This is a genomic window from Caldivirga sp. UBA161, from assembly GCF_002506515.1.
GTDB lineage: Archaea > Thermoproteota > Thermoprotei > Thermoproteales > Thermocladiaceae > Caldivirga.
Window position 1 is genome coordinate 1 of record NZ_DAXS01000009.1, and the last position, 11803, is coordinate 11803.

The following is an 11803-nucleotide window of genomic DNA, read 5'->3' on the forward strand; positions in this document are numbered from 1 at the left end:
AGCAATAATAGCACTAAGGAGGAGGTAAGGTAAATAAGAATCAAAATAATTTATTTTTATTTTCTTCAGCTATTAATTTAATTTAATAATTCCATGATATAATTTAAAATATAGGTGATATGTTTAATATAATTAATAATGCGTACTTAAGTTTGACCTTAGGTTTTTAAACAGCGGCACCTTGTAGTGTTGGAGGCTTAATTTATGATGGATGATTATGTTAATTCATTATTAAGGATGATTGGTTTATCTAAGTATCAGCTTAGGGTGTATTTGGCTTTAGTCGAGAGGGGGCCGTTGACGGCTAGCTTAGTGGCTAAGTATGCTAATGTGCCTTCATCTAAGGTTTACAGCATCTTGAAGGGTATGGTTAGGTTGGGTTTAATTGATGCTGATTCAAGTAAGAGACCTGAGGTTTTTGTGGCTAAGCCACCTAAGGAGGTGTTCAATATTGCGGTGTCTAGGATTAATGATATTGTTGAGAAGGCTAAGCCTATGATTAATACTCTTCAGATGATTTATGAGGCTTCAAATCAAAGGAGTATTAAGGCTAGGAGTGAAACACTCTTCACTGTTAAGGGGCTTCAGAATACTAAGAATCTGGCTAGAGTAATTATATTGGGTAATGTGAAGGAGGTTAGTGTTGCAATACCATATGGTCAACTCCTTGATGATGAAGTAGCATCAATGATCATTGAGGCTGCGGGGAAATCTGAGGTTAAGCTACTTGTCACGAGGGATCTAATTGATTACGCTAAAACACTACCACCTAGAGTTAGTCTCAGGGTTAGGGATATGATGTTTGGCGCAGGTTTCATTGGCGATGGAGTATTATTAACTATTCAATATGGTGCCGATTACTTATCACTATACTCAACCCAGGAGTATATTATTGAGATAGCTAAGACGTACTTTGAAACACTATGGAGGGAATCAGAGCCCATTAATAGGTGAGGATTAATGTGTAGGGATACTCCTACTTCCTAATCATTTTCTCCATTACCTCAACCAGCTTAGGGGCTGGATTATTCATGGTTACTGACGCTAACTCCTGCCAATCAGGACTACCATTAACCTCAAAAATCACGTATCCATTAGGCCCCTCCCCAACATCAACACCAGCATACGTTAATCCAAGAACCTCAGTGGATTTTATTGATAATTCCTTAAGCTCCTCATCAATTTTATCACATGGTTTACCGTAGGCTCCTTGAGCAATGTTGGTTTTCCATTGCCCATCAGTAGCCATCCTAAGCATGCATCCAAAGACTTCACCATCAATAACCATGACCCTAATATCCCTATTAGGCTTCTTCACATACTTCTGAACATATATAGGCTTCTTAACCACAAGTAGTGATTTAGCTACTTGAAAGGCTATGTCAGGGTCAGTAATCATAACTGAGCCAAAGCCCCTGGAGCCTTGAACAGGCTTAATAACCACCTGACCCATATTCTTAGCCGCAGTGTAAGCCGTTAATAGGCTCTCAGTGGATACAGTTGATGGTACAGGTATCTTGTTCTTGGCTAATAATGCAAGGGTCTCTATCTTATTCCTGGTCCTTAATAAGCCATCAACGGTATTTATCAGAACAGTCCCAGAATCCTCAAGGGTCCTCAATACACTAACCCTGTGGAAGAATTGCTCAACATCTATTAAGAAGCCTATGCTTCTTAGGAAGACTCCATCAAGGGCCACCTTATTATCGCCAACCACTACGCTAACATCACTACCATCAAGCTTAATTGATAATCGTGAGATTGAAATATACTTAGCAACATGCCCCTTAGCCCTAATACTGTAGTAGAGGTCCCTATTGCTCCTACTCGGTATAGGTGCATCAGCCACCACAGCTATTGTGTAAGGTATATTAAATCACCATGAAATCGCCTATGAAATGGCTTTTAAACTTTTAACCAACCGTTCAAGGTAAGAACCCTCCTTCAGTAAATGGTATCATTGTAAAATATATTATTTACGTTTATTGATACTATACTGAATTTAAATCTACTGCTCAATCCTCCTAGCCATATTGGGTAGTAGATTACGTACGCTTGGTAATACATCATATTCAGTGACGCCTAGTTTACTTAACCTATCCTGTACAATACTACTTATTATATCATAGTTAACTGCGTGAATCATGAAGTAGCAGTTGTGGTTCCACTTACCTGGAACAATCACCCTCTTAACCACGTGGGTAGCCTCATCAATATTAGCAACCTTCCCACAGTCACTTATGCTGAAGGTAATCATTGCATTAGCCTTAAATCCCGCGAGGTCTGGGTCAATCATTGCGTAGAAGTCCCTTAAAACACCATTATCCCTCAACTCCCCTATTAATTCAGTTATCTTACTTACCGGCATTTTAAACCTGGTAGTAATCTCATTGAATGGCTCCTTAACAATGCTTATTGACTTAATCATTTCATAGAACTCTAGGGGTAATCCCACTTCCTCAATTTTAAGGCTACTATCAGGTAACCTACGTATCTTAGCCCTAGAAACCCCAGCATTCAAGTCAAACTTAACGTCAATCTTATAGGTTTTCTCAGCGTAAAGTACCACATAGTCATCTGGGCTTAACGCGAATTTATCAACAATCCTCCTCACCTTATCCTCAAGCTCCTCTTTACTTGTTGCCTTGGTAACATACCATATGTTGTACCTATTATGAAGCCTTAGGAAATTATGGGTCACATACCTATCCCTATTAATCTCAGCCGCCACCTCATCAACTAAGTAATCCCTAACCCTTAAGGCCACTAATGCCGACACCATACCCCTAGCCCTATAGTTGACTAATGCCCCAATTCTCCTAATTAGGCCCATTTCCTTAAACCTCCTTAGGGTTTCAATAACCCAATCCTCAGTGGCTCCAATTCTCTTCGCTAATTCTAAGAATGGCCTGTTGGTGATTGGGAAGTTGTATTGAGCCTCCATTAGTAATTCCCTTGACTTATCGTCAAGCATTAGGGCTTGGAGTAATTCAGTGTATATAAATAAATTATGCGGTTGTTTCATTTAGTTGATTACTGATGCGTTAATAAAAGCCTTTATTAAGCTTGTGAGGAAGGATTCATCATTATTAATCAGCGCTAGGGCCCCTGATCATTCAATCTCCTTAATGCCTAACTGTAGTGGTTTTTAAATTTAGGGGAATCTCAGATTCAGGCCTAATACTCATCATTTTCTTAAGCATTAGTAATTGATATATCCTACAGATTATGTAGTTTAATGAATCCTCAAATTCATAATCCTTAAAACTTTGAGCATACACGGGTGCCGCACTGGTCTCATTATCCCAAATCTCCACGCAAATATTATCACCCTCACTTATTACGTGAAGTTCAATAAACATATTGCTTGGTTTTATAACATACCTAGCCCCACTCCTAAAGGTATGCTTCTCCACGTACCCATCCACACAGCCACCCACAATTCCATCAACAATGGCGCTAATGCCGCTTCCCACTTATTTAAGTACGGTTCATCTATTTATAAATATGAGCCCCATGTTATTAACGCATTAATATCAGTGGTTAGGTGATGTCAATAATTATATATTATTATATAGATTATGTATATTTAGGGTGAATCTATATATCTGCCCGGGTAAGTTTTATAAAAGGTACCAGGTTTAGGTCTTTAGAAAATGAAAATGAGTAAGATAAGTTCATTAAGTAATTCAGAGGGAAGGGATATAATGCAGGCAATTATTATTCTACTTACGTTCACGTTCATGGCTAGGGCAAGTAACAACATGATACAGACCACAGTACCATTAATAGCTAGGGAGTACTTCAACGCCACTGAGACTGAGGTGGGTTTAATAAGTAGCGTTATTTCAATATCATCATTCATCGCCACAATGTGGGTTAACGCTAGGCTGGATTCAGCCAGGAGGAGAATACTATTTGAAGCATCAACCCTCCTCTACTTCCTCACCTTCATAATATACCCCTTCGTCAATTATATTGGCCTCTGGTTAACATCAACTGCAGTGGGTTTCCTACTTGGCATAATAATGCCTAATGTTGCAACCTCATCAAGCATAATAGGGAGGAGCCAGGAGATGAGGGAGAGGGTAATAGCGTTATATACCTTTGCCCTTAGTTTAAGTTTAACAATAGGTCCAGTTATTGAGTCACTGGTACTACGCTACTTCACCCTCAGGTATGCTTTCCTATTCTTCTCAGCATTCTCTGCAATAATGGTAATTCTATCCCCCAAGCTACCCTTCCCAGTGGAGAAGCCTGGTTTCATTAAGTTTAAGCTGAATTCAATATGGAGTAAGGCCAGTTTTAGGACTGCAATATACAATAATGCCATGTATAGTTTACCCTTCGCCATGTTAACCACCTTCGGCGGCATTTATGCAATAGAATACTTCCATGCAAACAATTCACTGGTTTACCTACTTTTTGCAGCCTTCTTCACAGCATCCTTTGCCACTAGGCTTTATATTTCAATAAGACCTATTAAAGACGTTAAATACGCCTCACTATCAATGTCAATACTAACGGTAGTGGGTATGGTGATTATGACCCTTTCACCAAACATTTACGTTTACGCCCTTTCCTTAGCAATACTCGGCATACCCCATGGTTTAACATACCCCCTTTCCCTAATAATTATTTCCAGGGATTCTAAGGATGATGAGAGGAATTTAATGAATTCAGCGTTTTCATCAATAATGACTATAATAGGCATACTATCACCCATAGCCCTAGGCGTATCAGCTGAACTCCTGGGTTTAAGATACATGACTATTATTGTTGAAGCCTCAGTGGTGTTTTTCACTTGGCTGCTCTATAAGTCGCTGAGGGAATTAAACCCTAATGCACTATTGACCAAGAATACCCCTAACCTCACTCGCTAAGTCACCATAACCCACTGTTCTAAGGAACTCCAGTACCTCATTAAAATTAGGGCCAGCCCTTGCCCCCCTCCTAGTAACCTTAATTGATGCAGCAGCGTTAGCGAATATTAACCTACTAACCCTATCTAAGCCTATTAACTTGGCGAAGACATACGATGCCGCGAAGACATCGCCTGCTCCAGTGGTATCAATGGGCGCTACCTTGAAAGCATCAATAAGCTTAGCCCCATCCTTAGTAAAGGATACTGCACCCCTTGGACCAAGGGTGACTACAAGTTCCTCAACGTTGGCGCTTCCAAATATTTTTAACCCAGCTGAAATAGGGTCATCAATACCTGTTAGCCTCCTTGCCTCAAGGCTATTCATGAACCATATGTTCACCCCATCCATTAATGGCTTAAGTATGCTTAAGTCATATGAGGATAACCCAGCGCCTCCATCAATGGAGATTGTTAAGCCAAGTTCCTTAGCCCTCCTAATCCCAGCTTCAATTATATTTAACCTACTTAATGCTATATGTAGGTGATTAACCCCATTAAGCACCTCAGTGTTTATGTCACTTGGTGTTAAGCCTAAGTTAGCACCCCTGTACTCAATCATCCTCTTACTATTCTCAGGGCCTATTAAAACAACAACAAGTCCACTCCTCTCAACATTAATCCTCTTAACCCACTTAACATCAACCCCAGCCTCCTTAAGATCCTCCAGTAGCGCGTCGCTAATAGTATCTGAGCCAACAGCCCCAATGAATCTCACATAGGCTCCAAGCTTTGAGGCTTGTATCGCAAAGTTGGCCGCTGACCCACCTCCCCCTATGTATGCTTCATAGGCTTCAATAGCCCCATCATTCTCAGGTAGGGACTGAATTCGGAAGTACACGTCTAGGTTAAGGTTACCCACTGAGGCTATTAGCGGCTTCTTCACACTTTAAGATTCAGCTTGGAGTAATTAAGCTTGACTCATCGTGGTTTCATAGAGAAGGATTTATAAACAGCCGCTGAGTAGCCCCTTAGGTGGTTAGATGTATCTAAATATATTGAGAGAGGTAGATGTGGAAAATCTAGTTAAGAACATTGATTTGAAATATATACTTAGATGCATTCTAAAATTGTCAATAACTGATGTTACCGTATACCACACGCTACTAAACAATAATGGTAATGACCCATTAACAGTATCTGAGATATCAACAGTCGTTAAGAAGTCTAGGAGCACCGTGGAGAAGTCATTGATAAAGCTTATTCAGCTTGGATTAGTGGCCAGGAGGGCAGTGTTAACAAGAAGGGGGGGCTACACCTACGTTTACTATGCATTACCCATTGATCATGTTAAGCAGAGGCTACTTCAACTCGTTAACTCATACTATGACATAGCTAGGGAATTAATAGAATCAACAACTTCATCAATGATGATTAAGTCTATTGAGGAATCAAGCTTAAGTGGGGAGTAAGTAAAGTAAGCCCCAGTTCCGGGAGCTTTAAACAACTCCCCTTATCCTTGGATCCACTAGCCCGTATGTTAAATCAGCTATGAAGTTACCTATGATTATTGATATTATTATAACCATGAAAGCCCCCACCGTGGTCATGTAGTCTGAGGTACCTGCAGTCACATTAATTAAGTAGCCTAATCCAGGTATTGCGAACATTGATTCAATGAATATACTGTTACCGAAGAGTAAGCCGTAAGAGTAGGCGAGTAACGTTAATTGAGGTAGTATTGAATTTTTACCAATATATGAATTAAGTATTCTCCTTTCACGTAGGCCCCTAGCCCTAGCGGTTAGGACGTAATCCTCAGTAAGAGTCATCGACGCTAAGCTCCTCGTTATGAAGACCCAGTTTGGGAACAATATTATATAGTATGAGAGGATTGGTAGAATTAAATGCTTAATAATATCAATGAAGTAAAATATGCTTAACCCAGGCTTAATCCCCATGGAGTTGATGCCGGCTATGGGCAATACCTTAAGCACCACCCCGAAGACAACTATAAGGGTTAACGCTATTACGTAGGATGGAACCGACTGGGCGAAGGCTGCTAAGCCATTAATAAATGAGTCAACGATGCCAGTCCTAGAGGCACTAACTAGGCCAAGTGTGTAGCCTGTTATGAAGGCGAGGGTTAGGGATATTGACGCTATGGTTATGGTCCAAGGAGCGGCAAGGGCTATTATTTCAGCTACTGGAGCCCCATAGGTTCTTGACCAACCTAAGTTACCGTGGAGAACCATTAGTAGGAACCTTAGAAAACTATTAACAGGATCCGTTAGGTGGCCTGCACCAGGTACTGCGTGTATTATTAAGAAGGCTATGGCTAATGCGAAGACTAATTCAGCGAAGAGCATTAGAACTGTCCTAATGGACCAGAGGATTGCCCCAATGGTTCTTTCAGGAAGCTTCCTCTCAAGCTTAGCTATGGTTAAGGCAATGTCAGGTAACTTATACTTAACGTAACCTAACCCACTGACAGCAACCTCACTACACTTAGCCTGCTCCTCCTTAAATGCCCTATTAACAGCCTCAAGTAGCATTCTCCTATAGGCCTCATCCCTCTTAGCCCTACTAATCACCATTATTAAATCATCCTCAGTGGCCATTCTTGGTACGTAACCTATTACTTTATTCAATTCATCAAGATCCATGAATCTTAAGGCCGCACATAGAAGCATGTTATTCACCTCTGCATTACTCTCTAATACTGATTCAATGTACTCCTTAGAGAAGCCTAAGTCTTGTAGATCAATACCCTTATCAAGTATATGCTGTATAATCTTACGCCTAGCATTAGAGTCCACTAATGCCATGTCCAATAAATCGCAGTCAACCATTACTCCTAAAGTAAATTAATGCCTTATATTTAAGTCTTAACCCATTTCTATAATTAAATTTCTCTTAAATTAACCTCGCCTAAGCCCATTAATGATTAACCGACTGAAACCCTTATTAACTTTCCAGCAACTGTAAACTTGTGCCTAAGGATGAGTTAGATAAAGTTGATGAACAGGAGGAACAGGAGATTGAGGAGTCCAGTGAGGAGTATATTCAGGAAAGCGCCATATCTGCGGAAACACCCACAAGTACACCTCCCAGTATATTAATTGACGTAACCTACGATGGTAAAGCCGGTAAGGCACTAGTAAAGCTTTACGACTTCATGAATGATAGAATCTACTTCTGGTACGATAACACTGGTCATAAACCATATTTAATAACTGATATACCACCTGATGAATTAATTACTAATTATAAGTCAATACTAAGACTTAAGGGTTTTGACCACATTGATACTGAGGTCAAGTTTAATCCACTTGAATTAAATAGTAAAACCTATACCGTGGTCTATGCTAAGGATCCATTAACAATAGGTGGTGGTAGGGAATCCATTAGGGATATTATACCTAGGGCTTGGGAGGCTAGGATTAAGTACCACTTATCCTACATATATGATAACGGCCTAGTACCAGGCATGTTCTATAGGATTGAGAATGGTAAGTTAATGCCGGTTAATGTTGATGTACCAGGCGAGATCCAGAAGCTTGGGGAGGAGTTGTATGCTAATGATGAGGATTACTTGAAGGCCTTCAGGGAATGGTTACCCCTATTTCAAGCACCTATACCACCCTTGAAGAGGATTGCCATAGACATTGAGGTTTATACCCCCCAAGAGAATAAGATACCTAATCCTAAGGAGGCCTTGTATGAAATAATTTCAATAGGCCTAGCTGGAAGTGACGGGCTTAAGAGGGTTCTAGTTCTTAGAAGACCTGAAATATCAATGAATGCCGATGATCAAGGCATGCTGTTGAGTGATGATGTTGAAGTAATGTTTTTCGATAATGAGAGGGACCTCTTGAAGGAATTCTTCAAGACCATAATGGCTTACCCAATATTAGTCACCTTCAACGGCGACTCCTTCGACTTAACCTATATCTACAATAGGGCACTTAAATTAGGCTTCAGGAAGGAGGAGTTACCCATAATCCTAACGAGGGATGGCGAGGCAAGGTATGTGCTTGGCGTTCATATTGATCTATATAAGTTCTTCAACATTAGGGCTGTTGAAGTCTACGCCTTTGGCGGCAAGTACTCAAGTGGTGAGAAGACTCTTGACGCCATAGCAAGTGCATTACTGGGTATTTCCAAGGTTGAGAGGGAGAAGCCCATTAGTGAAATGAACTATGTTGAATTAGTCAACTACAATTTCAGGGATGCATTACTAACCCTTTACTTAACTACATTCAATAATGAATTAGTTATGAGGTTAATAGTACTGCTAGCTAGGATATCGAAGACTCCACTTAACGATGTTTCAAGATACCAAGTCTCGGCTTGGATAAGGAATATGGTGTACTTCGAACATAGGAGGAGGGGTTGGTTAATACCTAATAAGGAGGATGTGATTAATGCTAAGGGTTCAGTGGCCACTAAGGCTATAATTAAGAATAAGAAGTATGCAGGTGCCATTGTTATAGAGCCCATTGCTGGTATATACCCAGACGTGTATGTACTTGACTTCGCAAGCCTATACCCATCAATAATAAAGAGGTGGAACTTATCCTATGAAACAGTCAGGTGCCCTGATGAGAAGCAGGCTAATGATCCAAGAAATAGGCCTGCCCCAACCCTACCTCACTGGGTTTGCACAAACATGAGGGGTTTAACATCACTACTAGTTGGATTACTTAGGGATATGAGGGTTTACGTGTATAAGAAGCTGGCTAAGGGTGATAAGGATCCAAGGCAGAGGGACTACTATAATGTTGTTCAAGCAGCTTTAAAGGTATTCATAAACGCCTCCTACGGAGTCTTTGGTGCTGAAATATTCCCATTATACTGCCCTCCATTAGCGGAATTAGTTACTGCTCTAGGCAGGTTGGCGATAACTAAGACTATAATTAAGGCTCTTGACTTAGGTCTAACACCAATATACGGTGATACAGATAGCCTATTCTTATACAATCCCAGTAAGGATAAGCTTGAGGAGATGATAAACTGGGTTAAAGATGAGATGGGTATTGACATTGAGTTGGATAAGGCATATAGGATACTTGCCTTAAGCGGTAGGAAGAAGAACTACGCAGGTATACTTCAAGATGGTTCAGTGGATATGAAGGGGCTTGTGGGTAAGAAGAGGAATACCCCAGATATAGCTAAGGATGCCGTTAAGGATGTAATACACCTCTTTAGTACAATAAGTAATATTAATGATGTTGAGAAGGTTACTGAAGCTATTAAGGAGCGTGTGAGGGAGTATTACATAATGATTAAGAATAAGGATGTACCATTGGATAAGCTTGCTGTTAAAATGGCTATAAATAAGCCAATAAGTGAATACACTAAGAACACTCCACAGCATGTTAAGGCAGCGGAATTATTAAGTAAGTATGGTGTTAAGCCCGGCCCTGGTGACATAATATTCTTCGTTAAGACTAATACTAGGGAGGGTGTTAAGCCAGTTCAGCTAGCTAGAATTGATGAAATAGACTCGGATAAGTACGTTGAATACTTAAGAACGTCGCTGGAGCAAATACTTGATGCGTTAGGCATACCCTTTGAAAATATTGTTGGATCAAAGCTAATGTAGAGGCCGCATAACGTTTATTAACCCACATAAGGCATTGCTAAATTATGGAATATGTGTCCTTAGGTAAAACAGGGTTAAAAATATCGCTCATTGGTTTAGGTGCATGGCAATTCGGTGGAGATGCATGGGGCCCATATGAGTACCATGTAGCTAAGACCGTGATAAGTAAGGCTATTGAAGTGGGCATTAACTTCATAGATACAGCGGCAGTCTACGGTAGGGGTAGGAGTGAGGAGTTTGTTGGTAGGGCCATTAAGGAACTTGGCCTTAAGGATCAAGTTATTATAGCCACTAAGGTGCCTGGTGATTGGCATAGATATGATGACGTAATTAAGGCTGCACATAGGAGTAGGGAACGCCTTGGCGTTGATGTAATAGATTTACTTCAACTACATTGGCCAGCAGCATGGTTAAACACGCCTGTATGCGAAACAATGAAGGCTATGGAGAAGCTTGTTAATGATGGGGTGATAAGGTATATTGGAGTCAGTAACTACCTGCCTCCACTCCTTGATTATGCTAGGAAATGCTTATCTAAGGCTGACATAGTGAGTACTCAGAATAGGTATAGTATAGTTGAAAGGGAGGTTGAGAAGGAGATTCTTCCATACGTCCAGAAGGAGGGCTTAACCTTAATAGCGTGGAGCCCATTAGCCAAGGGGATCGTCACCGGTAAGTATAGCCTTGAGAATAGGCCTAAGAATGACCTAAGGGCAGGGGATCCATTATTCATGGAAGATAACTTTAAGGAAATAAGCAGTAAACTAGTTCCAGTGATAAGGGAGGTTGCATCTAAGTATGGTAAAACGCCGGCTCAAGTGGCATTGAATTGGTTAATAATGCATCCGAACGTTGTACCAATACCAGGAGCTAGGAGTGCTGAGCAGGTTGAGGAGAATGCGGGGGCGGCTGGATGGAGGATGAGTGAGGATGATTTCTTAAAATTGACGAGGGCCAGCGATTCACTTAAGATAAGTTACGTAAACTTCTAGCATTCAGAGCAGGTCAGTTTCATCAGTAATCAGCCGCTTTATTTTCCTCACTGAAGCCTAAATGCCTAAGGTACTTTTATAATTTCCCATAATGCCTTAAATGAAAATCGCTTGGATGCTTAGGATTAACCATTGGTGGTTCGCTAAGTAATTTATCTTATTGGGTATGCTTGTTCTAGTTGTTTTTGGTCTTCTTGGCTTATTCTCCATCCTAATGCTCCTAGGTTTTCCCTTAAATGCTCCTCCCTTGTGGCTTTTGGTATTGCTACTGTGTTTGGTTTGCTTATTAACCAGTTTAATGCCACTTGCGCTGGTGTTTTACCGTACTTCTCGGCAATACTC

Annotated in this window: 11 protein-coding genes; 5 read left to right on the forward strand and 6 right to left on the reverse strand. The window is 40.6% G+C overall.

Annotated elements, in window-relative coordinates; genetic code table 11:
* Positions 1-204 precede the first annotated feature (204 nt).
* A complete protein-coding gene (locus BP896_RS01140; protein WP_291764795.1) occupies positions 205-954 on the forward strand; it encodes a TrmB family transcriptional regulator in 750 nt (249 codons plus the stop codon).
* 22 nt (positions 955-976) lie between these two features.
* Here the strand turns inward: BP896_RS01140 and BP896_RS01145 are convergent, their stop codons facing one another.
* From BP896_RS01145 to BP896_RS01155, 3 genes are all read right to left on the reverse strand, one after another.
* Positions 977-1849 (reverse strand): ATP-grasp domain-containing protein, encoded by an 873-nt coding sequence (locus BP896_RS01145; protein ID WP_291764797.1) that lies wholly within the window; start codon positions 1847-1849, stop codon positions 977-979.
* Between the two features lie 159 nt (positions 1850-2008).
* Positions 2009-3025 carry an Lrp/AsnC family transcriptional regulator gene (locus tag BP896_RS01150; RefSeq protein ID WP_291764798.1) on the reverse strand — a complete coding sequence of 339 codons (1017 nt, stop codon included), beginning with the start codon at positions 3023-3025 and terminating at the stop codon, positions 2009-2011.
* Positions 3026-3125: 100 nt separating this feature from the next.
* Complete coding sequence (locus tag BP896_RS01155; RefSeq protein ID WP_291764800.1) at positions 3126-3476, reverse strand: hypothetical protein; 351 nt, start codon at positions 3474-3476, stop codon at positions 3126-3128.
* A 180-nt stretch (positions 3477-3656) separates the two neighbouring features.
* On the opposite strand from BP896_RS01155, the gene BP896_RS01160 reads away from it, so the two are divergent.
* A complete protein-coding gene (locus BP896_RS01160) occupies positions 3657-4883 on the forward strand; it encodes an MFS transporter (protein ID WP_291764802.1) in 1227 nt (408 codons plus the stop codon).
* Here BP896_RS01160 and BP896_RS01165 read toward each other — a convergent pair.
* Positions 4848-5807 (reverse strand): carbohydrate kinase family protein, encoded by a 960-nt coding sequence (locus BP896_RS01165; RefSeq protein ID WP_291764803.1) that lies wholly within the window; start codon positions 5805-5807, stop codon positions 4848-4850. The two genes, BP896_RS01160 and BP896_RS01165, sit on opposite strands and share 36 nt — an antisense overlap.
* A 97-nt stretch (positions 5808-5904) precedes the next feature.
* On the opposite strand from BP896_RS01165, the gene BP896_RS01170 reads away from it, so the two are divergent.
* A complete protein-coding gene (locus tag BP896_RS01170) occupies positions 5905-6333 on the forward strand; it encodes a helix-turn-helix domain-containing protein (protein ID WP_291764804.1) in 429 nt (142 codons plus the stop codon).
* A 27-nt stretch (positions 6334-6360) separates the two neighbouring features.
* Here BP896_RS01170 and BP896_RS01175 read toward each other — a convergent pair whose 3' ends face one another.
* Complete coding sequence (locus BP896_RS01175) at positions 6361-7713, reverse strand: ABC transporter permease (RefSeq protein WP_291764805.1); 1353 nt, start codon at positions 7711-7713, stop codon at positions 6361-6363.
* A 140-nt stretch (positions 7714-7853) separates the two neighbouring features.
* Here BP896_RS01175 and BP896_RS01180 point away from each other — a divergent pair, with 140 nt between their 5' ends.
* Both BP896_RS01180 and BP896_RS01185 read left to right on the forward strand, forming a co-directional pair.
* Entirely contained in the window at positions 7854-10469 is a 2616-nt protein-coding gene (locus BP896_RS01180; protein ID WP_291764806.1) for a DNA-directed DNA polymerase I, read from the forward strand.
* A 44-nt stretch (positions 10470-10513) separates the two neighbouring features.
* Positions 10514-11461, forward strand: a complete 948-nt coding sequence (locus BP896_RS01185) for an aldo/keto reductase (protein WP_291764808.1) — start codon at positions 10514-10516, stop codon at positions 11459-11461.
* A gap of 152 nt (positions 11462-11613) precedes the next feature.
* On the opposite strand, the gene BP896_RS01190 is transcribed toward BP896_RS01185, so the two are convergent.
* On the reverse strand, positions 11614-11803 hold a 190-nt coding region (locus tag BP896_RS01190), incomplete at its 5' end, for an aldo/keto reductase (RefSeq protein WP_291764810.1).

Bases quoted from the DNA above. Each gene is read 5' to 3' on its own strand.
- BP896_RS01140 (WP_291764795.1), top strand. From the start codon at position 205: ATGATGGATGATTATGTTAATTCATTATTAAGGATGATTGGTTTATCT.
- BP896_RS01150 (WP_291764798.1), bottom strand. From the start codon at position 3,025: ATGAAACAACCGCATAATTTATTTATATACACTGAATTACTCCAAGCC.
- BP896_RS01160 (WP_291764802.1), top strand. From the start codon at position 3,657: ATGAAAATGAGTAAGATAAGTTCATTAAGTAATTCAGAGGGAAGGGAT.
- BP896_RS01170 (WP_291764804.1), top strand. From the start codon at position 5,905: ATGTATCTAAATATATTGAGAGAGGTAGATGTGGAAAATCTAGTTAAG.
- BP896_RS01175 (WP_291764805.1), bottom strand. From the start codon at position 7,713: ATGGTTGACTGCGATTTATTGGACATGGCATTAGTGGACTCTAATGCT.
- BP896_RS01185 (WP_291764808.1), top strand. From the start codon at position 10,514: ATGGAATATGTGTCCTTAGGTAAAACAGGGTTAAAAATATCGCTCATT.